Origin of the sequence: Methylobacterium terrae (assembly GCF_003173755.1) — a bacterium.
Classification (GTDB): domain Bacteria; phylum Pseudomonadota; class Alphaproteobacteria; order Rhizobiales; family Beijerinckiaceae; genus Methylobacterium; species Methylobacterium terrae.
The window spans coordinates 126,200-149,982 of sequence record NZ_CP029553.1 but is presented as its reverse complement, the minus strand read 5'-3'; the positions used below and the strand labels follow the sequence as shown (position 1 = coordinate 149,982).

At 69.8% G+C, this 23,783-nt stretch carries 20 protein-coding genes; 12 read left to right on the top strand and 8 right to left on the bottom strand.

The features are described 5' to 3' along the window. Positions 1-257: 257 nt before the first annotated feature. The 3 genes from DK419_RS00645 (at position 258) to DK419_RS00635 (ending at position 2,127) form a co-directional block, all read left to right on the top strand. Positions 258-1,277: a helix-turn-helix transcriptional regulator gene (locus DK419_RS00645; protein ID WP_162561100.1), complete on the top strand. Its 1,020-nt coding sequence runs from the start codon at positions 258-260 to the stop codon at positions 1,275-1,277. Positions 1,278-1,578: 301 nt separating this feature from the next. After that, positions 1,579-1,710, top strand: a complete 132-nt coding sequence (locus DK419_RS29735) for a hypothetical protein (protein WP_280953918.1) — start codon at positions 1,579-1,581, stop codon at positions 1,708-1,710. 123 nt (positions 1,711-1,833) lie between these two features. Beyond that, on the top strand, positions 1,834-2,127 hold the full coding sequence (locus DK419_RS00635; RefSeq protein ID WP_109957391.1) for a hypothetical protein: 294 nt from the start codon (positions 1,834-1,836) through the stop codon (positions 2,125-2,127). 46 nt (positions 2,128-2,173) lie between these two features. Here the strand turns inward: DK419_RS00635 and DK419_RS00630 are convergent, their stop codons facing one another. Next, positions 2,174-6,286, bottom strand: a complete 4,113-nt coding sequence (locus DK419_RS00630; RefSeq protein WP_109957390.1) for a Pls/PosA family non-ribosomal peptide synthetase — start codon at positions 6,284-6,286, stop codon at positions 2,174-2,176. A 166-nt stretch (positions 6,287-6,452) separates the two neighbouring features. Continuing rightward, complete coding sequence (locus DK419_RS00625; RefSeq protein WP_109957389.1) at positions 6,453-7,046, bottom strand: histidine phosphatase family protein; 594 nt, start codon at positions 7,044-7,046, stop codon at positions 6,453-6,455. Positions 7,047-7,144: 98 nt separating this feature from the next. On the opposite strand from DK419_RS00625, the gene DK419_RS00620 reads away from it, so the two are divergent. Continuing rightward, positions 7,145-8,098, top strand: coding sequence for a polyphosphate kinase 2 family protein (locus DK419_RS00620; RefSeq protein WP_109957388.1), 954 nt, complete (start codon positions 7,145-7,147; stop codon positions 8,096-8,098). A 94-nt stretch (positions 8,099-8,192) separates the two neighbouring features. Here DK419_RS00620 and DK419_RS00615 read toward each other — a convergent pair whose 3' ends face one another. Further along, positions 8,193-8,849 carry an alpha/beta hydrolase gene (locus tag DK419_RS00615; RefSeq protein WP_048436017.1) on the bottom strand — a complete coding sequence of 219 codons (657 nt, stop codon included), beginning with the start codon at positions 8,847-8,849 and terminating at the stop codon, positions 8,193-8,195. A gap of 255 nt (positions 8,850-9,104) precedes the next feature. On the opposite strand from DK419_RS00615, the gene DK419_RS00610 reads away from it, so the two are divergent. From DK419_RS00610 to DK419_RS00580, 6 genes are all read left to right on the top strand, one after another. Continuing rightward, entirely contained in the window at positions 9,105-10,280 is a 1,176-nt protein-coding gene (locus DK419_RS00610) for a cysteine desulfurase family protein (RefSeq protein ID WP_109957387.1), read from the top strand. A gap of 69 nt (positions 10,281-10,349) precedes the next feature. Beyond that, the gene (gene sufB, locus DK419_RS00605; RefSeq protein WP_109957386.1) at positions 10,350-11,819 is read left to right on the top strand and encodes a Fe-S cluster assembly protein SufB; all 1,470 of its coding nucleotides are present in this window, start codon (positions 10,350-10,352) and stop codon (positions 11,817-11,819) included. 284 nt (positions 11,820-12,103) lie between these two features. Next, complete coding sequence (gene sufC, locus DK419_RS00595) at positions 12,104-12,856, top strand: Fe-S cluster assembly ATPase SufC (protein WP_048436014.1); 753 nt, start codon at positions 12,104-12,106, stop codon at positions 12,854-12,856. A gap of 2 nt (positions 12,857-12,858) precedes the next feature. Continuing rightward, the gene (locus DK419_RS00590; RefSeq protein ID WP_109957384.1) at positions 12,859-14,178 is read left to right on the top strand and encodes a SufB/SufD family protein; all 1,320 of its coding nucleotides are present in this window, start codon (positions 12,859-12,861) and stop codon (positions 14,176-14,178) included. 64 nt (positions 14,179-14,242) lie between these two features. Next, positions 14,243-15,487 (top strand): cysteine desulfurase, encoded by a 1,245-nt coding sequence (locus DK419_RS00585; protein WP_109957383.1) that lies wholly within the window; start codon positions 14,243-14,245, stop codon positions 15,485-15,487. Positions 15,488-15,494: 7 nt separating this feature from the next. Then, complete coding sequence (locus DK419_RS00580) at positions 15,495-15,884, top strand: SUF system Fe-S cluster assembly protein (protein ID WP_109957382.1); 390 nt, start codon at positions 15,495-15,497, stop codon at positions 15,882-15,884. Between the two features lie 6 nt (positions 15,885-15,890). Here the strand turns inward: DK419_RS00580 and DK419_RS00575 are convergent, their stop codons facing one another. Next, entirely contained in the window at positions 15,891-16,484 is a 594-nt protein-coding gene (locus DK419_RS00575) for a Uma2 family endonuclease (protein ID WP_109957381.1), read from the bottom strand. Between the two features lie 133 nt (positions 16,485-16,617). Here DK419_RS00575 and sufA point away from each other — a divergent pair, with 133 nt between their 5' ends. Continuing rightward, positions 16,618-16,998 (top strand): Fe-S cluster assembly scaffold SufA, encoded by a 381-nt coding sequence (gene sufA, locus DK419_RS00570; RefSeq protein WP_109957380.1) that lies wholly within the window; start codon positions 16,618-16,620, stop codon positions 16,996-16,998. Positions 16,999-17,040: 42 nt separating this feature from the next. On the opposite strand, the gene DK419_RS00565 is transcribed toward sufA, so the two are convergent. From DK419_RS00565 to DK419_RS00555, 3 genes are all read right to left on the bottom strand, one after another. After that, complete coding sequence (locus DK419_RS00565; RefSeq protein WP_109957379.1) at positions 17,041-18,105, bottom strand: GGDEF domain-containing protein; 1,065 nt, start codon at positions 18,103-18,105, stop codon at positions 17,041-17,043. 123 nt (positions 18,106-18,228) lie between these two features. After that, positions 18,229-19,833, bottom strand: coding sequence for a DEAD/DEAH box helicase (locus DK419_RS00560; protein WP_109957378.1), 1,605 nt, complete (start codon positions 19,831-19,833; stop codon positions 18,229-18,231). 261 nt (positions 19,834-20,094) lie between these two features. After that, entirely contained in the window at positions 20,095-20,280 is a 186-nt protein-coding gene (locus DK419_RS00555) for a hypothetical protein (RefSeq protein ID WP_162561099.1), read from the bottom strand. A gap of 279 nt (positions 20,281-20,559) precedes the next feature. On the opposite strand from DK419_RS00555, the gene DK419_RS00550 reads away from it, so the two are divergent. After that, complete coding sequence (locus DK419_RS00550; RefSeq protein ID WP_109957376.1) at positions 20,560-21,471, top strand: outer membrane protein; 912 nt, start codon at positions 20,560-20,562, stop codon at positions 21,469-21,471. Between the two features lie 228 nt (positions 21,472-21,699). Here the strand turns inward: DK419_RS00550 and parE are convergent, their stop codons facing one another. Next, positions 21,700-23,769 carry a DNA topoisomerase IV subunit B gene (gene parE / locus DK419_RS00545; protein ID WP_109957375.1) on the bottom strand — a complete coding sequence of 690 codons (2,070 nt, stop codon included), beginning with the start codon at positions 23,767-23,769 and terminating at the stop codon, positions 21,700-21,702. Between the last annotated feature and the right edge of the window lie 14 nt (positions 23,770-23,783).

The following is a 23,783-nucleotide window of genomic DNA, read 5'->3' as shown; positions in this document are numbered from 1 at the left end:
ATGGAAGATACAATTTGCAACACATACCCAGGCTTCGGTCCCGGTGCCGACCAGCGGGGCCTGCAACCTTTGGTCAGCGGAGACGACCGATGCGTGTTTCCCAGTGCCTCCCGACTGTCGCGGCGCGTATGGACCGGCGCTGAACTCGGCCTGCACCGCGCCTGGACCGGATCGAGGGGGAGGGAGATTTGGGTGACGAGATCACGCCGGCGCTGATCGCGGAGATCTACGAGGCGGCGACGGTCGAGGACGGGCTCGTGCGGCTCGTCGACATCGTCCGCCGGGTGGTGGATGTCGACAATGCCGGGATCTGGCTCCGCAGCGGCACCGAGATCCGAGAACTGACCGTCAGCGACTCGATTGCCGCCTCCGTCGGCCCCTATCTCGCCTATTACTGTCAGATCGATCCCTGGTCGGCGGTCGCGAAGATGCGCGACCGCGTCACCCTCGGCAGCGAGATCTACAGCGAGGACAAGCTGCTGAAGGGAGAGTTCTACACCGATTTCGCGCGCCACTTCGAGATGACGCGACCGATGGGCGTCTCGTTCGACATCGCGACGAACACGACCGTCATGATCTCGACCAACCGGGGGAGCCCGGGCCGGCTGCTCGACGACCTCGACAAGGCCCGCTTCTCCGATCTCGTCGCCCATCTGAAGGGCGCGCTCACGCTGCGCCACCGCCTCGGGATCGAACGGAGCGCGCAAGGCGCGCTCGCCACCGCGTTCGAGCGGCTCGCCTTCGCGGCCATCGTGTGCACGCCGGAGGGCGAGGTTCTGTTCGCCAACGATGCGGCGCGCACGCTGGAAGCCGAACGCGCGATCCGGCTCAACGGCAGCCAGGGCGGCCTGTCGGCGATGACCGCCGAGAAGACCAACGGGCTGCGCCGTCTGATCGCCGCGGCGGCGACGAGGGGCGAGGCGGGGAGCCTCGCGCTCGGGACCGACGGTCTCGTCCTCGCCCTCGTCACGCCGCTGCCCGGGGCGCGGCCCGAGCTGAATCAAGGCCGGGCCCTCGTGACGCTGCGCCGGGCCGACGCGGTGGCCGGACCGTCCCTGGAGCTGCTGCGTCAGCTCTTCGACCTGACGCCGGCTCAGGCCCATCTCTGCGTTCAGCTCGCCCGCGGGTTGACGTTCGAGGCCGCGGCGGCGGAGCGGGGCGTCGCGCTCAGCACGGCGCGGACGCACTTCAGTACGATCCTGCGCAAGACCGGCACGGATAATCTTCGAGATCTGCTCCGTCTGCTGGGATCCATGCCGCAGATCAATCACATGTAGATATTTATCGAATGATAATTCCTGATATGCTCGATTGATTGCCTCGTTCCGCAATCGAGATGCCTGTTCTATCGATCAGCTGCCCCGGCCGTCGTGTCGTCACAAGTGAGGATGAGCAGGAGCCGAAATATCTCCTAGGATTTACGGGCTTTCCAGGAGATGCCCGGTGTCCGTCGACAGATCACGACTTGCGGTGGCCGCAGCCCTCGCCTTTCTCGCACTCGCCGGGCCGTCCAGGGCCCTCGATCAACGCATCCAGCCCGTCCGCCCGCCCGGGATGCCGCCGCCCAAGCTCGAGACGATGCCGCGTCCCACGCAGAGCCGGAACGGGCCGATCTATATCGGCGGCGGCTGGTACCGGACACCCAGCGGCGCGACCGTGAATGCCGGCGGCCCGCCGCCCCGCCCGGTGGCGCCCGGCGGCATCCGGTAACCCCCCCCGCTCGATGGCCGGCGGCCGCGCCTTCGTCGCCCCGGCCCGTCTCCAGGAATGACCGACGCCGCCGGCGGACGGCGCGGATTTCGCAGCCCTCGATCCTCCGCCAGGGGAGTTCCCATGTCACGCACGTCGCCCCGCGCCGCCCTCGGCGCATCGTTGCTCGCCGCCGGCTTCCTCGCCGCCCCCGCGGCGCAGGCCTGCTCCGGCATCACCTGCCTTGCGCGTCCGGGCAATCCCGGGGTGGGCGGCGGCGTCGGCCGGAGCGGCGGCCTTCCCCCGCCTGTCATGAACCCGGTGAAGGTCGGGCAGGGCCACGGCGGGGTCGTCTCGGCGGGTGCCGGCAACGGAAAGGACCGGTTGCCGAAAGGGGCGGCCATCCAGGTGAGCCCGCCGGCGAATTTCCGGCGCTGACGAGAGATCCGCGCCCGGCCGCGTTGCGGCCGGGCGCGGCCCGGACCTACTCCGCGGCCACCGCCTGGTGCACCACCGGCACCGCGGGCGCGCCCTCCCAGCGGGAATTGGCCGGGATCGATTCGCCCTTCATCACGATGGTCAGCGGGCGCAGCTGGGCGTAGTCGCCGACCTTGGTGTCGTAGAGCACGGTCGCGAAGGCGCCGACGCTGACCCCGCGGCCGACCTCGACCCGGCCGACCTTCATCACCCGGTCCTCGTAGAGGTGGGTCTGGAGCGCCGACATCCGGTTGACCGACGCGAAGTCGCCGATCGTCACGCAGTCGAACTCGGTGATGTCGGTGGCGAGCATGCACACGCCCTCGCCGGTGCGGGTGCCGAACAGCCGCAGCACCCAGGGCAGGAACGGCGTGCCCATCAGGTGCTCGAGCAGAACCTTGCCGGCGAGGCCCCAGTACATCACCGCGACGGCCTCGGTGCGCATCGCCCACCACGACCACATCGGGTGCATGCCGGGTTCGTAGCGGCCCATCAGCAGCCACTTGACGGCGATCACCACCAGGGTCTGCAGCACCGCGATCACCACGCTGGTGGCGACGAAGCTCAGCGCGAGGCCGCTCCAGTCGCCGCCTAAGATCGCCGGGTAGAACACGAAATCGATCGCCAGGATGGCGAAGGTGATGAACAGCATCGGCGAGAACGAGGAGGTGAAGGCCTCGAAGATGCCGCGGCGCAGCCGGGGCCACAGGCCCGGCTCGAAGGTCTGGGCCTGGCCGAGATCGACCTTCTGGCGGACCGGCAGCTTGATCGGCGGCGAGCCGAACCAGGTCTCGCCCGGCGCCATGCGGTCGTTGGCCGGCGGCTTCGACTTGATGCCGATCAGCACGTCGTCGGGGATGATCGCGCCGGGCGGCACCACCGCGTCGTTGCCGACGAAGACCCGGGCGCCGGTGCGCACCGGCGCCAGCTCCATCACGCCGCGGCGCACCTCCTCCTCGCCGTAGACGACCTCGTCGGCGATGAAGTTGCGCGGGCCCACCTCCGCGAGGTCGTAGCGGCCGGCGAGGTTGGTCGAGATCTCGGCGCCCTGGCCCATCCCGGCGCCCATCAGCCGGTACCAGGCCCGCATGTAGACGGTGGCGAAGAGCGACGAGAGGGTCTCGAGCGTCACCTCGGCGGCGAGCGCCACCGCCCATTTGCGCAGGTAGGTGCCGCTGTGGATCGAGTAGCTGCCCTCGCGCAGGCGCGGCAGGACCGCCCAGCGGATGCCGGCGATCAGCCCGACCGTGCCGGCGGTCATCAGCATCGCGGTCGGCCAAGTCAGGAGCGGCAGGTACCAGTGGTAGTCCACGTCCGTCAACGTCGCCAGCGTGTCGCTGATCTGGTCGAAGATGTAGAAGGCCGGGAAGATCGGCAGCAGGCCGACGGCGGGAATCGCCGCCAACAGGGCGGCGTAGATCACGAAGAACACGGCCCGGCGCCGAGGCGAAGCCTCGGGCACCGGATGCTGGTGCGCGACATCGACGGTGCCGACCTTGCGGCCGGGCGAGCCGTCCCAGGCCTCGGCGCGCCCCACGACGGTGCCCGACGGCACCGTCGTCAGGTCGGCGAGTTCGGCGTGGTCCTCGATCCGCGTGTCGTAGCCGACGACGCAGGAGGTGCCGATGGCGACGTCGTCGCCGATCGAGACCCGGCCGATGACGAGCTCGTTGCCGACGACCTCCGCATTGGCGAGCGTCAGCCGGCCGCCGAGCGAGGCGCCGCGCCCGATGCTGACGAGGTCCGGCGCGCCGATCTCGATGTCGGAGATCAGCGCGTCCTCGCCGACCTTGGCCCCTAACAGCCGCAGGTAGATGCGGATCATCGGCGAGCCCTGGAGCCACTTGACGTGGACGAGCGGCGTCAGGCGCTGGGTCAGCCACCAGCGGAAATAGTAGGTGCCCCAGAGCGGGTAGCGCCCGGGCCGGGTGCGCCCGAGCACCAGCCACTTGACCGCGATGGCGATCAGCGCGGTGACGGCGTTGAGCCCGATATAGACGAGAAGAAGCACCGCCATCTCGGCGAAGAAGCCGAGCTCGCCGCCGGTGATCAGCAGGTAGGTGACGAAGATGCCGAGCCACTGCGCGGTCGCGAGCGCGATCACGAAGGGCAGCACGATCGCCTGAGCGAGGCCGCACAGGAAGCGCCGCAGGAGCGGCGGCGGCGCGAAGGAGAGGTCGTGGGCCGCGGCCGCCGCACCGGCGCCGCCGGTGCGGGTGATCAAGGTCTCGGACATCGCCCGGAGGGTGCGGCCGTTATAGACGTCCTGGAGGGTGATCGCGGCGAGCGCCGGCACCTCGCGCACCGCCGAGACGAAGCGCGCGGCCAGCAGCGAGTGGCCGCCGAGATCGCCGAAGAAATCGGCCTCGAACGGGATCGGCTGGTTGCCGAACACCTTGTGGGCGGCGGCGAGCAGGGCCGCTTCGGTCTCGTCGCGCGGCTCCTCCTGCTCGCCCGAGGGCTCGACGACGGCGAGGGCTACGGCGCGCAGGGCCTTGCGGTCGACCTTGCCGGAGGCGGCCAGCACCGGGAGGCTCTCCACCACCTCGAAATGCGCCGGGATCATGTAGGGCGGCATCGTCTCGGCGAGCGCCGAGCGCAGCCGGCCGCGGTCGAACTCCGCGCCCCGCGGGTCTTCTTCCTGGGACGCGCTGCCGCGCTCTGGAACCACGAAGGCGACGAGCCGGTCGACGCCGTCGTCCTGGCGCAGGACCACCGCCGCGGAGGCGATGCCGGGCTGCGCCCGGATCCGGGACTCGATCTCGCCGAGCTCGACCCGGAAGCCGCGCACCTTCACCTGGTCGTCGATGCGGCCGTGGAACACGATGCGGCCGGCGTGATCGAGCGAGACCGCGTCGCCGGAGCGGTAGAGCACCGGGTCGGACCCGTCGCCGCCATAGGGGTTGGCGACGAATTTCTCCGCCGTCAGCTCCGGCCGGGCGAGGTAGCCCTTGGCGACGCCCGGACCGCCGATCAGCAGCTCCCCCTGCACGCCGGGGCCGACGAGATTCAGGGCCTCGTCGGCGATGTAGGCGGTGTAGTTGGCGATCGGCCCTCCGATCGTGACGGGGTCGCCCGGTCGCATCTCGGCGGCGGTCGCCACCACGGTCGCCTCGGTCGGCCCGTAGGTGTTGAACAGCCTTCGCGATGGCGTCGCCCAGCGGGCGATCAGCGGCTCGGGGAGGGCCTCGCCGCCGAGCAGGATCAGCCGCAGGCGCGGCACGTCCTTGGTCATCAGCCCGAGCAGCGTCGGCACGGTGTCGAGCACCGTGATGCCGGCCTCGATCAGGATGTCCGGCAGCGCCTCGGCGTCGCCCATCTGGGCCGGGCTCGCCACGAACAGGGTCGCGCCGACGAGGTAGGGAACCCAGATCTCCTCCATCGAGAGATCGAAGGCGACGGAGGCACCCTGGAACACCACGTCGTCGCCGGCGACGCCGTAGAGGTCGTTGGCCGAGCGCAGGAAATGGCAGATGTTGCGGTGGCTGATGACGATGCCCTTCGGCACGCCGGTCGAGCCCGAGGTGTAGATCAGGTAGGCCGGGTGCTCCGGCGTGAGGCCGGCTGCGCGCAGGTCCGGCGCCGGGCCGCCCGCACCGCTCGCGACCTCGTCCGGGGTGAGCGCCGGGCAGGTCTCCGTCGGCGCCTTGTCCTTGAGGGCGCTCGACACGACCAGCGCCTTGGCGTCGGCATCCTTGAGGCAGACCGCGACCCGGTCGGCGGGAGCCTCGGCGTCGAAGGGCAGCCAGGCCGCGCCGGCCTTGGTGATGCCGATCTGCGCCACCAGGAGGTCGGGCGAGCGCGCCATCCACAGGCCGACCACGTCGCCGGGCTCGATGCCCCGCGCCGCCAGCCCCGCGGCGATCGCGTCGGACAACCGGTCGACCTCGCCGTAGGTCAGGCGGGTGCGGGACGCCGCATCCGCCCCGCTCGCCGCGTCGATGAGCGCGACGTGATCGGGCCGCCCCCGGGCCGTCTCCCGAAAAACCTCGGCCAGCACCTCGTCGCGCAGCAGGTCCGGCCGCACGGGACCGCGCAGCACCGCCGCTCCCGCGGGCGGGACAGCCGGCTGGCTCACCGCGTGGCTCGACGGGCGGACGGTCCCGGCGGTGTGGTTCATCAAGCGACTCCGCTGGCCCGGGCGGGCCGTTGAGCTCATGGGCGCCGGAGCGAGACCGGCATCGCCGGAATCCGGCGCGGGAGGAGGCCCCGCCGGCGGGCGGGAACGCGGGAGGTGGACGAGAACCGGGGCCGGTTCAAGGCACGGCCGGCGACAAAACGCGGTGTCAGACCCAGCGGCGGGCGCCGGCCTCGAGCACCAGGATCCGGCCCTGGAGGATCTCCAGATGGGGCGCCTCCTCGGGTCCCGCCGCCCCCAGCGTCACCATCACCGCGCGGGCGACGCCGCCATGGGCGACGATGACCGTCGGCCGGTCGAGGGCGTCGAGGAGCGGGCGCACCCGCTCGGCCACCATGGCGTAGCTCTCCGCTCCCTCGCCCGGCGGGCAGAAGCCCCAGCGGTCGCGGTCGCGGGCCTGCGACCGGGCGGGATCGTGGCGCCGCACGTCCTTCCAGGTCAGCCCCTCCCAGGCGCCGAAGCCGATCTCGCGCAGGCGCGGATCGGTGGCGTAGCCGGCGGGATCGAGGCCGAGCGCGGCGCGCAGGCCCTCCATCGTGTGGCGCGTGCGCTCCATCGGGCTCGCCAGGTAGGGCAGGTCGCCGACCCCGGTGCCGACGAGGCCGCGCAGCCGCTCGCCGGCCTCCACGGCCTGCCCGCGGCCCTTGGCGTTGAGGGGCGTGTCGCGCTGGCCCTGCAGCCGGCCTTCCGCGTTCCAATCGGTCTCGCCGTGGCGCACGAAGTAGATCGGCGCCCGGCTCATCGCCCCGGTCCCTCGGAACGGCCCCGCTTCGCTGCCGTTATTCCCGTCACGTTCGGTCGCACGTCCCTGTCCCCGCCGGAGCCCCCTGAAGCCTTCCGATGTCGAAGAAGAACCCGAAACACAAGCCGGTTTCGCTCCCCGGCCATCCGCGCCCGTCCTCCGCCGCCTGGGCGAACGAGGCCGGATCCCTCGCCGAGGCGAGCCCGGGCTTCCTCGCCGAGCACGGGGCGACGATGCCGCCGCCCCCGCCTGGCGTGGTCCAGTGCCGGCCCGAGGCGCCGTGCCGACTCGCCGAGATCGACCCGGACGCGCCGGGCTCCTCCGACGGCAAGGCGGCGGCCGAGGACGAGCTGGTGCAGGTGCGCACCCGCATCCAGGCCCTGCAGGTGCGGCTCTACGCCGAGCGCAGGCGCAGCCTGCTGGTGGTGTTGCAGGCGATCGACACCGGCGGCAAGGACGGCACCATCCGCCACGTCTTCGAGGGGGTGAACCCGCAAGGGTGCCGGGTCTCGTCGTTCAAGACGCCGAGCGCCGAGGAACTCGACCACGATTTCCTCTGGCGCTACCACCGGGAGGCCCCGGCCCGCGGCCTGATCGGCGTGTTCAACCGCAGCCACTACGAGGACGTGCTGATCGTCCGGGTGAAGCGGCTGGTGCCGGAGGCGGTCTGGCGCCCGCGCTACGACCTCATCAACGATTTCGAGCGCCTGCTGACCCTCTCGGGCACGACCGTGCTCAAGATCTTCCTGCACATCTCGAAAGCCGAGCAGAAGGAGCGGCTGGAGAGCCGGCTCGCCGATCCGACCAAGAACTGGAAGTTCGACCCCGCCGACCTCGTCGAGCGGGAGGCCTGGGATTCCTACCAGGCGGCGTTCCAGGACGCCCTGACGCTCTGCGGCACGCGGCTGGCACCCTGGCACGTGGTGCCGGCGAACCGTAAGTGGTTTCGCAACCTCGCGGTGGCGCGGCTCATCGCCGACACGCTGGAGGCGATGGACCCGCGATTTCCGGAGCCGAAGGCCGATCTGAGCGGGGTCACGGTGCCGGATTGACGCAATCGTCCGGCCATCTCTGGAAGGTCACTCCCACCCATGACCTCAGGATGAGATCATGGGTGGGAGTGAACGGTGAGGCCGAGGGTTGCGACTACGCCGCCTCGTCGCGCTTGCCCAGGCGCTTGTCGAGGTAGGTGTCCACCGTCTGGGTCAGCTCGTCGACCTTGCCGTCGAAGAAGTGGTTGGCGCCCTCGACGATCTGGTGCTCGATGATGACGCCCTTCTGGGTCTTCACCTTCTCGATCACCGGCATCACCTCGCGGGCCGGCGCGACCCGGTCCTCGGAGCCATGCACGAACAGGCCCGAGGACGGGCAGGGCGCGAGGAAGCTGAAATCGTAGCGGTTGGCCATCGCGGCGATCGAGATGAAGCCCTCGATCTCCGGGCGGCGCATCAAGAGTTGCATGCCGATCCACGAGCCGAACGACACGCCGGCGATCCAGCACGCCCGCGCCTCGGGGTTCACCGCCTGCACCCAGTCGAGGGCGGCGGCCGCATCCGACAATTCGCCGACGCCGTGGTCGAACGAGCCCTGGCTGCGCCCGACGCCGCGGAAGTTGAAGCGCAGGGCCGCGAAGCCGCGATTCGCGAACGTGTAGAACAGGTTGTAGACGATCTGGTTGTTCATCGTGCCGCCGAATTGCGGGTGCGGGTGCAGCACGATGGCGATCGGGGCACCCTTCTGCTTCGGCGCCTGGTAGCGCCCCTCCAGCCGACCGGCGGGACCGGCGAAGATGACCTCGGGCATGAACGACCTCTTTCGAGCTTCAAGGGTGCGTGAGCGCCGCGCAGGGATGGACGAAGAGGCCGGGCCCGATGCTTGACTCGGGGTCGGTCTCCCATAAAAGCACCCTTAGAACGGTTCTAGAGGACTAGAATCGTTCTAAACAACTGGGTGCCGCCGTCCCGCGCCTCGCGCCGGTGAGCACGCACCATCTGATTACGCGTGTCCGGGGCGGGCCTTAGCACGGCCCCCGGGGGGAAAGGCAAAGGAATTCAGCGCATGGAGCGCGAGCGCGCCTACCTCGATCACAACGCGACCTCGCCCGTGCGGCCCGAGGTGGCGGAGGCGGTCGCGCGCGCGCTCGTCGCGCTTCCGGGCAACCCGTCCTCGATCCACCGCGAAGGGCGGGCCGCCCGCTCGGCCATCGAGGCGGCGCGGGTGCGGGTCGCGTCCCTCGCCGGCGCCGCGCCGGCGCGGGTGGCGTTCACCAGCGGCGGCACCGAGGCGGCGAACGCGGTGCTGTCGGGCGCGCTCCGCCGACGGGACCTGCCGGCACCGACCCGGCTCCTGATCGGCGCGACCGAGCATCCCTGCTGCCTGGAGGGCCACGGCTTCCCGGGCGATGCGACCGAGATCCTGCCGGTCGACGAACACGGGGCCTTGCGCCTCGACGTGCTGGAGGCGCGGCTCGGTGCCCTGGCGGCGGAGGGCGTCACCGCTCTCGTGTCGGTCCAGGCCGCCAACAACGAGACCGGGGTGATCCAGCCCCTGGCGAGGGTTGCGGCGCTCACATGCCAGCACGGCGCCCTGCTCCACAGCGACGCCGTCCAGGCCGCTGGACGGGTTTCGATCGCGCGCAATATAAGCGGCATCGACGCGCTGACGCTGTCCGGCCACAAGCTCGGAGCCCCGAAAGGGGTCGGCGCGATCCTGCTCCGCGAGGGCGCGACCCTGGCGCCCGGGCTCGTCCGCGGCGGCGGGCAGGAGGGGCGCCTGCGGGCTGGGACCGAGAACGTGCCGGGCATCGTGGGGTTCGGCGTCGCGGCGGAGACCGCCTCGTCGAGCTTGGCCGAGGAGGCGACGCGCCTCGCCGGCCTTCGCGACGCGATCGAGGCCGGCGTGCGGGCGCGGGCGCCGGACGCGGTGGTGTTCGGGGCGGGAGCCGAGCGCCTGCCCAATACGCTGTGCTTCGCGGTGCCGGGGCTCAAGGCCGAGACGGCCCTGATCGCCCTCGACCTCGACGGCGTGGCGGTGTCGTCCGGGGCCGCCTGCGCCTCGGGCAAGGTGTCGCGCTCCGGCGTGCTCGCGGCGATGGGGGTCGATTCCACCCTGTCGGCGGGGGCGCTGCGCGTGAGTTTGGGGTGGAACAGCCGGCAAGAGGACGGGGAAAGCTTCCTCGCGGCCTTCGATCGGCTGGTTTCGTCCCTATATAAGCGCCGGGAACGGGCCGCATGAGCGTGCGAACCCTCCCCGGCCGTGTCATCACCTCGCGGCCCTTGAAGCCGTAAGCGGTAGGAGACGGGTATGCCTGCAGTGCAGGAGACGGTCGATCGCGTCCGCGCCATCGACGTCGATCAGTACAAGTACGGGTTCGAGACCACGATCGAGATGGAGAAGTCCGAGAAGGGCCTCTCCGAGGACGTGATCCGCTTCATCTCGGCCAAGAAGGACGAGCCGGAGTGGATGCTCGAATGGCGCCTCGACGCCTATCGCCGCTGGCTCACGATGAAGGAGCCGAACTGGGCGCGGGTCGAGTACGACAAGATCAACTACGACGAGCTTTACTACTACGCCGCGCCGAAGCGCAAGGCGGCGCAGTCGCTCGACGAGATCGATCCCGAGATCCTGAAGACCTACGAGAAGCTCGGCATCCCCTTGCGCGAGGTCGAGGTGCTGGAGGGCATTGCGCCTGAGCGCCGCGTCGCGGTCGATGCGGTGTTCGATTCAGTCTCGGTCGCCACCACCTTCAAGGCGGAGCTCGCCAAGGCCGGCGTCATCTTCATGCCGATCTCGGAGGCCGTGCGCGAATACCCTGAGCTGGTGAAGAAGTACCTCGGCTCGGTCGTGCCCGTGACCGACAACTACTTCGCGACGCTGAACTCGGCGGTGTTCTCGGACGGATCGTTCGTCTACATTCCGCCCGGCGTGCGCTGCCCGATGGAGCTGTCGACCTATTTCCGCATCAACGAGCGTGACACCGGCCAGTTCGAGCGCACGCTGATCATCGCCGACAAGGGCTCGTACGTCTCGTACCTCGAGGGCTGCACCGCCCCGAAGCGCGACGACAACCAGCTCCACGCCGCGGTGGTCGAGCTCGTCGCTCTCGACGACGCCGAGATCAAGTACTCGACGGTGCAGAACTGGTACCCGGGCGACGCGGAGGGCCGCGGCGGCATCTACAACTTCGTGACCAAGCGTGGCGATTGCCGCGGCGCGAACTCGAAGATCTCGTGGACGCAGGTCGAGACCGGCTCGGCGATCACCTGGAAGTACCCGTCCTGCATCCTGCGCGGTGACAACTCTCGGGGTGAGTTCTACTCGATCGCGGTGTCGAACGGCATGCAGCAGGTCGATTCCGGCACCAAGATGATCCATCTCGGCAAGAACACGACGAGCCGGATCATCTCGAAGGGCATCTCGGCCGGCCGGTCGCAGAACACCTACCGGGGCCTCGTCTCGGCCCATAAGAAGGCCAAGGGCGCGCGCAACTTCACCAACTGCGACTCGCTGCTGATCGGCGATCAGTGCGGCGCGCACACCGTGCCGTACATCGAGTCGAAGAACGCTTCGGCCGTGTTCGAGCACGAGGCCACCACCTCGAAGATCTCCGAGGACCAGAAGTTCTACTGCCTGCAGCGCGGCCTCTCCGAGGAGGAGGCGACGGCGCTCATCGTCAACGGCTTCGTCCGCGACGTGCTGCAGCAGCTTCCGATGGAGTTCGCCGTCGAGGCCCAGAAGCTGATCTCGATCAGCCTGGAAGGCTCGGTCGGCTGACGCCTCTGGACGACACCGTCGACGACGGCATGCTGGGGGCTGCGCACACGCACTCCTCCCGGCATGCCGACGAGGTCAGGAGCAGCGTCAGTTGCGGATGCTTCTACTGCCTCGAAGTTTTCTCATCGAACGAGATCACGCATTGGATCGCCGACGAAGGCACGGCCCTCTGTCCCCGGTGCGGCATTGATGCGGTCATCGGCGATTTGTCGGGCTTCCCAGTTGGAAATCGGGTTTTCCTGCAGGCGATGCACCGGCACTGGTTTTAAGGGAATTTGACGAAAATGCTCGAGATCAAGAACCTGGTCGTCAACATCGAGGACAAGCGCATCCTCAACGGCCTCAGCCTGACCGTCAACGACGGCGAGGTCGCCGCCATCATGGGGCCGAACGGCTCCGGCAAGTCGACCCTGTCCTACGTCATCGCCGGCAAGGAGGACTACGAGGTCCTCGACGGCGAGATCCTGCTCGACGGCGAGAACATCCTGGAGATGGAGGCGGATGCCCGCGCGGCCGCCGGCATCTTCCTGGCCTTCCAGTACCCGCTGGAGATCCCCGGCGTCGGCACCATGACCTTCCTCAAGGCGGCGATGAACGCCCAGCGCAAGACCCGCGGCGAGGACGAGCTGACCACGCCCGACTTCATGCGCCAGGTCTACGCCGCGGCCGACAAGCTCGAGATCAACAAGGACATGCTGAAGCGCGCCCTCAACGTCGGGTTCTCCGGCGGCGAGAAGAAGCGCATGGAGATCCTCCAGATGGCGCTGCTCTCGCCGCGCTTCTGCGTCCTCGACGAGACCGATTCCGGCCTCGACATCGACGCGCTGCGCATCGTTTCCGAGGGCGTGAACGCGCTGCGGGGCAAGGATCGCAGCTTCCTGGTCATCACCCACTACCAGCGCCTGCTCAACCACATCGTGCCCGACACCGTGCACGTGATGGCGCAGGGCCGCGTGGTGAAGTCCGGCGGCAAGGAGCTCGCCCTCGAGCTCGAGGCCTCGGGCTACGCCGAGTATCGGTCGAGCGAGGCCGCCTGACCATGGCCGACGTCACGACCCTCCGCACCGCCGCCGAGACCGGGCTGTCGAAGCTGTTCGAGGTCCATCGGCTCAAGCTCCCGGGGGCGGCCATCGCCCGCGAGGAGGCCTTCCGCTACTTCGAGGCGGCGGGCCTGCCCCACCGCCGCGTCGAGGCGTTCAAGTACACCGACCTGCGCGCCGCCGTCCGCGAGGCCGCGCCGCCGGCGGACGCCCCCGACGCGGAGACCGCCCGCAACGCCGTCAAGGCGGCGCGCGGTTTCGCCGGGATCGAGGCCGCGCGCCTGACCTTCGTCAACGGTCACCTGGTCGCGGCGCTCTCCGATCTCTCGGGCCTGCCCGAGGGCCTGGAGGTGGTGACCTTCGCCAAAGCCATGGCGGAGGGTCACCCGCTCCTCGACCATCTCGCCCCGGTCGAGCAGACCCGCGAGAACCCGATCTACCAGCTCAACGCCGCCTTCATGGCGGACGGGGCGGTGATCCGGGTCGCGGCCGGCGCCCGGATCGAGCGGGCCCTGCACCTGCGCTTCATCGGCACCGGGAGCAGCCCGTTCTCGACCGCGACCCGCGTGCTGGTCGTCGCCGGCGACGAATCCGAGTTCACGCTGCTGGAGAGCCACGAGGGCCCGGACGGGATCGCCTACCAGCCCAACGACGTCCTCGACGTCGTGATCGGCGACCGCGCCCGCGTGCTGCACAGCCGCCTCAACATCGAGGGTGACGCGGCCATCGCGCTCTCGACCGTCTCGGCCCGCCTCGGCGCCGGCTCGCACATCGAGACCGTGAACGTGGTGACCGGCGCGGTGCTGTCGCGCCACCAGCTCTACCTGCACTTCGCGGGCGACGACGCGACCGCCACCGTCAACGGCGCCGCGATGATCCGCGACGGCCAGCTCGCCGACTCGACCCTGCTCGCCGACCACGCGGCGGTCGGCGGCATCAGCCGCGAGCAGTTCAAGACGGTGATCGACGGCGACGCCACCGGCGTGTTCCAGGGCAAGATCATCGTCCGGCAGATCGCCCAGAAGACCGACGGCAAGATGAAGTCGGACTGCCTCCTCCTCACCGACGAGGGGCAGATGATGAACAAGCCGGAGCTGGAGATCTTCGCCGACGACGTGGCCTGCGGGCACGGCGCGACCTGCGGCGCGCCGGACGAGGACCTGCTGTTCTACCTGATGGCCCGCGGCCTGCCGCGTCCCGAAGCCGAGAGCCTGCTGGTCCAGGCCTTCCTCGGCGAGGCGATCGAGGCGGTCACCCACGAGGGGGCCCGCGAGGCGATGATCGCCGAGATCGAAGGCTGGCTGGCTCGCCGCGGCTGACACACACGAACGGGCCGGCCCAGCCGGGGCCGGCCCACTCTCACGCCCTGCACGAGAGCCCGAGATGAACGCACCCGTCCTCCAGACCCCCTACGACGTCGAGGCGATCCGGGCGCAATTCCCGATCCTGTCGCAGCAGGTCTACGGCAAGCCGCTGGTCTACCTCGACAACGCCGCCTCGTCGCAGAAGCCGCGGGCGGTGATCGACGCGATGTCGGGCGCGATGGAGACGGCCTACGCCAACGTGCATCGCGGCCTGCACTTCATGGCGAACGCCGCCACGGAAGGCTTCGAGGGCGCGCGCGAGACCACGCGCCAGTTCCTCAACGCCCGCTCCACCGACGAGATCATCTTCACCCGCAACGCCACCGAAGCCTACAACTTAGTTGCGACCTGCATGGGCTGGGCCGGGCTGATCGGCGAGGGTGACGAGATCATCCTGTCGATCATGGAGCACCATTCCAACATCGTGCCCTGGCACTTCCTGCGCGAGCGCCGCGGCGCCGTGCTGAAATTCGCCCCCGTCGACGACGAGGGCAACTTCCTGGTCGAGGAGTACGAAAAGCTCTTCACGCCGAAGACCAAGATGGTGGCGATCAGCCACATGTCGAACGTCCTCGGCACGGTGACGCCGGCGGCCGAGATCGTCCGCATCGCGCACGCCCACGGCGTGCCGGTGCTGCTCGACGGGGCCCAGAGCGCGGTGCACCAGGCGATCGACGTCCAGGCCCTCGATTGCGACTTCTTCGTCTTCACCGGCCACAAGGTCTACGGGCCGACCGGCATCGGCGTGCTCTACGGCAAGAAGGAGTGGCTGGAGCGCTTGCCCCCCTACCAGGGCGGCGGCGAGATGATCGAGATCGTCGAGGAGGAGCGCATCACCTACAACGCGCCCCCGCACCGCTTCGAGGCCGGCACCCCGGCGATCATCGAGGCGATCGGGCTCGGCGCGGCGCTCGAATTCATGATGAATCTCGGCCGCGAGCGCATCGCCGCCCACGAGGCGCACCTCCTCGCCTACGCGCAGGACGCGCTGCGGGGCATGAACAGCCTGCGGATCATCGGCACGGCGAAGACCAAGGGCGCGGTGATCTCGTTCGAGATGAAGGGGGCTCACGCCCACGACGTCGCGACCGTCATCGACCGCCAGGGGGTCGCTGTGCGGGCCGGCACCCACTGCGCCATGCCGCTGCTCAAGCGCTTCGGCACCACTTCGACCTGTCGCGCCTCGTTCGGCCTGTATAATACGACGGCGGAGATCGACGCCCTCGTCTCGGCCCTGACCCGGGCCGAACGGATGTTCGCGTGAGGACCCCATGACCGATACCCCCGCCTCGAGCGGCGCGAATCCCGCGCCGCTGAACGCCCAGGTGAACGCCTCCGCGATCCCGCCGGAGGAGATGGACCGGCTGACCGACGGCATCGTGGCGGCGCTCAAATCCGTCTACGATCCAGAGATCCCGGCCGACATCTACGAGCTCGGCCTGATCTACCGGGTCGACATCGCCGACGACCGCAACGTCGCCATCGACATGACCCTGACGGCGCCGGGCTGCCCCGTCGCCGGCGAGATGCCGGGCTGGGTCGAGAACGCCGTCTCGGCGGTGCCGGGCATCGCCGGGTGCAGCGTCACGATGGTGTTCGACCCGCCGTGGGACCAGAGCCGGATGTCGGACGAGGCCCGCATCGCGCTCGACATGTGGTGAGGCGGGTCAGCGCATCGCATCGGTGATGCGGGGCGGGAAGGCGAGGCCGTCATAGACCTCGGCGAGCACCAGTTCCGCCCCGATGTCCGGCAGCGCGATCACGGCATCGAGGCCCTCGAACAGCTCCGGTTGCCAGCCCTCCGCCTCGCGGCGGTAGAGCAGGGCGACCGGGGCCACGGTCTCGAGGAGCAGGATGTAGCGAAGCGTCGGGTGGCGTTTGTACTCCTCGAGCTTCACGGTCCGGTCGACGGCGGTCGTGGACGGGGAGGCGACCTCGACGACGAGGCGCGGCTCGCGGGACTCGTGGGTGTCGTAGACCAATTCGCCACACTCGACCGTGACGTCGGGCCGCCGGATCGTCGTGATGCTGGTCCGCAAGGAGACGTCGTCGGTCGTCGGCCGGCAACGCGAGCCGCGAAGCTGGTTGCCCAATGTGACGATGACGTTCACCGTCACGCGATCATGCTGGACGCTGGCGCCGGTCATCATCCGGTGCTTCGGGATCGGAACGCCGTCCACGAGTTCGAACGGCTCGTCCTGACCCTCCTGCCAGCGAAAGAATTCCTCGGGCGTCATACGCCGGTGCGCCGCATCCGCCATCACCACCTCCGTCGCATCCCATCCTAGCATGGCCCGCGGTGGACCGCGGGCACCGGGATGCTTATCTTGCGGCTGTAACGTCACGCCTCAACCGCCCGGGCCTTGAACCCGGCCGTCGGAGAGAGTTTTCACAATGGCACCGAGCTTCAAGGTGATGTCGCTGACCGAGGCCGCCGCCGAGCGGATCAAGGGCATCATGGCCGACGCCGAGCGCCCGATTGCGGGCCTGCGCGTCGGGGTCAAGAACGGCGGCTGCGCCGGCATGAGCTACACGATGGAATACGCCGAGGAGCGCAAGGCCGGCGAGGACATGATCGAGGACAAGGGCGTCCGCGTCTTCATCGACCCGAAGGCGGTGCTGTTCCTGCTCGGTACGCAGATGGATTTCCAGACCACGAAGCTGGCGTCGCAGTTCGTGTTCAACAATCCCAACCAGACCTCGGCCTGCGGCTGCGGCGAATCGGTGGCGATCACCCCCGCCGACCCGAACGCGCTGACGGCCGCCCACGCCTGAGCGCGCGGCGCGGTCCCGGGGCGGCCCTGGCGGGCCGCCCGCTCAGGCGACGTCGTTCATGCTGTCGACCGGGACCGAATCGTCGACCACGCGGTTGCGGCCCGAGCGCTTGGCCGTGAACATGCAGTGGTCGGCCCGCTCGAGCAGCGAGACGGCGGTATCGCCGCGTCGGTAGGCCGCGAGCCCGACCGAGACGGTGATCCGCCCGAGGCTCTCGCCGGTGGAGCGCTTGACCAGCTCCCGGCCCATCACGCTGGTGCGCACCTTCTCGGCCAGCTCCCGCGCCGCGAGCCGCTCGCAATCCGGCAGGATGATCCCGAACTCCTCGCCGCCGAACCGCGCCAGGGTGGTGCGGGACTCGACGTTCTCGCGCATCGTCATCGCGACGAGGCGCAGCACCTGGTCGCCGGTGAGGTGGCCGTAGAGGTCGTTGAAGCGCTTGAAGTGGTCGATGTCGAGGACGACGAGGCAGAGCGGCTGTCCCTGCACCGCCGCCTGGTCGACCGCCATGCGCAGCATCTCCTCGAAATGCTTGCGGTTGCCGATGCCGGTGAGGGGGTCGGTCAGGGATTCGACGCGCACCGCCTCGAGGGTCTCGCGCAGGGTCTCGATCTCGTTGCGGCTCTCGCGCATCCGTGCCTCGAGGGTGCGGTTGTTGGCCGCCACGTCGCGGGTGGTGACGACGAGGGAGGAGATGATCTCCCGCACCCGGGCCCGGTTCACCGCCGGCGCGGCGAGATCCTGGCTGAACGCCTGCAGCGAAGCGCCGTAGCGCGCCGTGGAGCCGAGCGCCGCGTCGAGCATCTCCATGATCTGCTCGATCTCGGTGAGCACGCCCGCGCTCGCCCGCTCGGTCTCGGACGAGAGCCGCCGTCCGTCGAGGTAGGTCTCGAACAGCTGGTCGATCGTGCCGTCTCCGAGCGCACCGTGCTCGGCGGTGATCCGCTTCACCGCCTCGTTGAGCGGCGGGTTCAGGCCGGCGACATACGTGTACCAGACGGCGTAGCTGCGCGGCGTCGCCGGGGACCGGTACGCCTTCATCAGCTCCATCGCCCGCTGACCGAACAGGAAGCTCCGATCAAGCTCGGCGCTGCTCAGGTCAGGCATCGAACGTCTCCGCGCTGGGCACCCGCTTCGTGCCGGCACCTCTCCAGGACCAGTAACGGGGGTCCGTGGAGAAGCAGTTAAGGCGCGGACTGGTCAGGCGCTGACAACACTGAATTCCGCCCGTTATTCGTCGTCCTTGCGCTTCTTCAGGACAACCGGTCGTAGCAGGAAGGCAGGGATGTGAGCCCCCATCCCGATCCCGGCCTCCGGCATCGCGTCGTCGTCCCGCTGGCGGTGGCGGTCGCCGCGGCGGCCACCGGAGGCACGCTCGTCCTGAGGGCGACGGTCATCCTGGTGTTGGCGCTCGACCTGAGACTGGCGTTCGACCTGGGGACGACGCTCGTCCGGGGTCCGACGCGTCTCCGGTACGCGCCGATCGTCCGGCTGGCGCCGCGCCTCGCCGTTGGCGCGCGCGGGCGTCGTCTCGCCGTCCTCGGACCGCGGGCTGCGGGCGCGCCGGCGGCGCGTCTCGTCCCGGCGCCCCTCGTCCCGGCGGCTCTCCTCGCGACGTCCTTCGTCGCGCGGTCCCTCGGCCCGCCTGCCGCGGCCGTTGCGGCCGCGCCGCTCGCCCGGCTCGCTCGCCTCGTCCTCGGGCAGGCTGGCGAGGTCGCCCTCCGCCCAGGGAATCGGTTGGCCGATCAGCGTCTCGATCGCCGAGAGCGACTTTTCGTCGCCGCGGCCGATCAGGGTGAAGGCGGCCCCGGAGCGGCCCGCCCGGCCGGTGCGGCCGATGCGGTGGACGTAATCCTCCGCGTGGTGGGGCACGTCGAAATTGAAGACGTGGCTCACCGCCGGGATGTCGAGGCCGCGGGCGGCGACGTCGCTGGCGACGAGCAGCGGCACCTCGCCGGAGCGGAACGCGTCGAGCGCCGCCATGCGGGCGCGCTGGTCCATGTCGCCGTGCAGGGCCGCGACGTTGAAGCCGTGGTTCGACAGCGACTTCTGCAGCTGCGCGACGTCGCGCTTGCGGTTGCAGAAGATGATGCCGTTGTTCAGCTCTTCCGCCGCGCGGATCAGCTTGCGCAGGGTCTTGCGCTTCTGGTGCCCCTCGGCGCCCGTCGCGACCAACCGCTGGGTGATGGTGGCGGCGGTGGAGGCGGGGCGCGCCACCTCGATGCGGACGGGATTGTGCAGGAAGTCGTCGGCGAGGCGCTGGATCTCCGGCGGCATCGTCGCGGAGAAGAACAGCGTCTGGCGCGTGAACGGCACCATCTTCACGATCCGCTCGATGTCGGGGATGAACCCCATGTCGAGCATCCGGTCGGCCTCGTCGATGACGAGCAGCTCGACGCCGGTGAGCAGCAGCTTGCCGCGCTCGAAGTGGTCGAGGAGACGGCCGGGAGTCGCGATCAGCACGTCGACGCCGCGGGTGATCTTGAGGTCCTGGTCGGCGAACGAGACGCCGCCGATCAGGAGCGCGACGTTCAGCTTGTGATTGCTGCCGTAGCGCTCGAAATTCTCCTCGACCTGCGCGGCGAGCTCGCGCGTCGGTTCGAGGATCAGCGTGCGCGGCATCCGCGCCCGGGCCCGGCCCTGCTCCAGGAGGGTGAGCATCGGCAGCGTGAAGGCCGCCGTCTTGCCGGTGCCGGTCTGGGCGACGCCCAGGACGTCGCGCCGCGCCAGGACGTGCGGGATGGCTTGGGCTTGGATCGGGGTCGGCGTGGTGTAGCCCGCGGCCTCGACGGCCTGCTGGACCTTCTCGCTTAAACCCAGTTCGGCGAATGACATCCTGAAGAGAACCGTTGCGCGCGGGCAGATCGGGCCGGCGCGGAGAAACCGTCGCGGCAACGGCCGGGAGGCAAAGTCGTTTCGCAGCCTGTCCCGCGCCGGATGTGCCGAGGAGGGACGTTCACGCCATTGCTCCGTCGCGTCGGGCACGCGACCGCCCGCAGGACACGCCCGATGCGCGCCCTTTTGTCAAGTCCTGGCCGTGATTTGTTCGGTGCCTCCGGTGGACGGCGGCGCGATCCGTCCCGCCGCCCGCCCTCCTTATGGACGCGATGCCGCCGCGCAGGGATCGAGGCGGGTGCCCGCCGCCCGTCCGGCGATCGATCCGGTGGTCTCGGGCTCGGCGTGGCCGCGCAGGGCCGCGACCGCGCCCGTGCTCGCGGGCGTGCCGCGCGAGGCGAGGAAGTGGGTGGCGGCCAGCGACGCCGCGACGGCGATCAGGGCCATCCTCCAGGTGCGCCGGAGGAGGGGTGTCGGCGCGGTCTCGCGCCCGTGAGCGGCCATCTCGGTTCCTCGGGGGAAGTTCTCCCGTGAGAGGCTGCGGCACCATGGTTAATGCCAAGTGACCGCAACGCCTCGATTTTTCGCGACGGCGCTCGCTCCCGATTCACGTTTCGTTGACGGGTGGCGGGGTAAATCCTGGCCTCGTTGCAGGAATGCGACAGACCGGGTGACCGACCGGGGATAGAAGCGCGCCGGCTCTCGCCAATCAGGACCAGTCAGAGAATGAAGAAGATCCTCCTCGCCTCCGTGGCCCTCGTCGGCCTGTCCGCCGCTGCCTCGGCCGCCGACCTGCCGCGCCGCGTCGCCCCGCCGCCGGTCTTCACGCCGGTGCCGGTCTTCACCTGGACGGGCTTCTACGCCGGTTTCAACGCCGGCTACGGCTTCAACACCGCTGACACCCGCGCCCCGACCGTCGTCGGCGTGCCGGCCGGCGCCACCGCCGCCAGCAGCGTGTTCGTCACCGGCGCCGGCGCCCCGGCCGCCGGCGTGCTCGCCTTCGGCAACCGCAACAGCAACGACGGCTTCGTCGGCGGCGGCCAGATCGGCTACAACTACCAGTTCACCCCGGGCTCGGGCGTGGTCGTCGGCATCGAGGCCGACGCTCAGTACGCCGATTTCGGCCGCGATCGTAACCGCTACGCCTTCGCCACCGTGCCGGGCGGCAACGTCGCTCCGGGCGCCCTGGTGTTCAACCCGAACGGCATCTCGGGCCTGGACTTCTTCGGCACCGTCCGCGGCCGTCTCGGCTACGCCTGGGACCGCACCCTCGTGTACGCCACCGGCGGTTTCGCCTACGGCTCGGGCGGCGGTCGCGACTTCGGCCTGCCGAACAGCTCGCGCGACAACTTCCAGACCGGCTGGGTCGTCGGCGGCGGCGTCGAGTACGCTCTGCCCACCGACTCGTTCCTGAACTTCTTCCGTTCGTCGGCCGTGACCCTCAAGGTCGAAGGCCTGTACGTGAACCTGGATCAGGGCAACCGCAACAACGGCGTGTTCGCCCAGACCGCCAACGGCACGCAGTACTCGGTGTTCTCGCCGGGCGTGGTGTCGGTCGGCCCGGCCAACCTGTACCGTCGCGAGACCGAGTTCGCGGTCGTCCGCGCCGGCCTGAACTACAAGTTCGGCGGCTTCTAAGCCGAACTGTCCGTCTCACCGACGGAGCGGAGCCCGGCCTCACGGCCGGGCTTTTCGCGTGGAAGGGACCCGTCGGGGTCGCCGCGGCTCGCTATCGCGGACGATCGTCGGGCGTAGGCACGGGCGAGGTCCGCTCGACGGACGCTCTTTCGTACGAAGAAGGCCCAGCCGCGCGAGCGGCCGGGCCTTCTTCGTACGAAAGAGCGGATCGCTCCTCGCCGGCGGGCGTCAGATGTCGAGCTCGATCTCGTCGGCGAAGACCGCCCGCTCGGAGATGAAGGCGAAGCGGGCCTCGGGCTTGTTGCCCATCAGCCGCTCGACCGTGTCGCCGGTGGCGTCGCGCGCCTCCTCCACCACCTCGACCCGCAGGAGCGTGCGCTTCTTCGGGTCCATCGTGGTCTCCTTGAGCTGCCCCGGCATCATCTCGCCGAGGCCCTTGAAGCGCCCGATCTCGACCTTGCCCGACTTGAAGGTGGTCTTGAGCAGCTGCTCCTTGTGGCGGTCGTCCCGGGCGTAGGCGCTCTTCGCGCCTTGGGTCAGCCGGTAGAGGGGAGGGACCGCCAGGTAGAGGTGGCCGCCCTCGATCAGCTCCGGCATCTGCCGATAGAAGAAGGTGATCAGCAGCGAGGCGATGTGGGCGCCGTCGACGTCGGCGTCGGTCATGATGATGACCTTCTCGTAGCGAAGGTCGTCGTGTCGGTACTGCTTGCCGATGCCGCAGCCGAGCGCCAGGATCAGGTCGGAGAGGAGCTGGTTCGCCCCGAGCTTGTCCCGGCTCGCCGAGGCGACGTTGAGGATCTTGCCGCGCAAGGGGAGGATCGCCTGTGTGGCGCGGTCCCTCGCCTGCTTGGCCGAGCCGCCGGCCGAATCGCCCTCGACGATGAAGATCTCGGAGCCCGCGGCGCCCGCCTTCGAGCAATCGGCGAGCTTGCCCGGCAGGCGCAGTTTGCGCGTCGCGGTCTTGCGGGCGACCTCCTTCTCCTGGCGCCGGCGCAGGCGCTCCTCGGCCCGGTCGATCACCCAGTCGAGGAGCTTGTTGGCCTGGGCCGGGGAGGCGGCGAGCCAGTGGTCGAAGGCGTCGCGGATCGCCGCCTCGACGATGCGGGAGGCCTCCAGCGTCGCGAGCTTGTCCTTGGTCTGGCCCTGGAACTCGGGCTCGCGGATGAACACCGAGAGCATCGCCGCGCAGGTCGCCATCACGTCGTCGGCGGTGACCGACTGCACGCGCTTGACCTGGCCGACGCGCTCGGCGTGGTCGCGCAGGCCCCGCAGCAGCGCCACCCGCATCCCGCTCTCGTGGGTGCCGCCCTCCGGCGTCGGGATGGTGTTGCAGTAGGACGAGGAGAAGCCGTCGTCGTTTGACAGCCACGCCACCGCCCATTCGAGCGAGCCGTGACTGCCGGGCTTCGTCACCTTGCCGGCGAAGACGTTGTCGGCGACGAGGTCCTTGCCGTCGATCTCGCGGGCGAGGTAGTCCTTGAGGCCGGCCGGGAAGCGGTGCACGGCCTCCGCAGGCACGTTCTCGACGCCCTCCAGCAGGGCAGGGGCACAGCGCCAGCGGATCTCGACCCCGCCGAACAGGTACGCCTTCGAGCGGGCCATCTTGAACAGGCGGCGCGGATCGAACCTGTGCTCGCCGAAGATCTCGGCGTCCGGATGGAAGCGCACCCTGGTGCCGCGCCGGTTCTGCACCCGGCCGACCGTCTCGATCGGCCCTTGCGCGTGGCCGCGGGAGAAGGTCTGCCGGTAGAGGGTCTGGTTGCGGGCGACCTCGACCTCGAGCACGTCCGAAAGGGCGTTCACCACCGAGATGCCGACGCCGTGCAGGCCGCCCGAGGTCTCGTAGACCTTCGAATCGAACTTTCCGCCGGCATGCAGCGTGGTCATGATGACCTCGAGCGCCGACTTGCCGGGAAACTTCGGGTGCGGGTCGACCGGGATGCCGCGGCCGTTATCGGTCACGACGAGGCAGCCGCTCTCCTCCAGCTCCACCTCGATGAAGCTGGCGTGTCCCGCCACCGCCTCGTCCATGGAGTTGTCGATCACCTCGGCGAAGAGGTGGTGCAGCGCCTTCTCGTCGGTGCCGCCGATATACATGCCGGGCCGGCGCCGCACCGGTTCCAGCCCCTCCAGCACCTCGATCGCCGAGGCGTCGTAGCCGGCCTCGGCGGCCTCCGCGGGCGGGGGCACGGCGACGGGCTTCGGGCGCCTGGAGGCCTCGGCCTTGGCGGCCTCCGCCTTCAGCGGGTCCACCGGCTTGGCGCCCGGTCCGAACAGGTCTCGTGCGGCCTCGCTCACGCGACGGCCTCGCG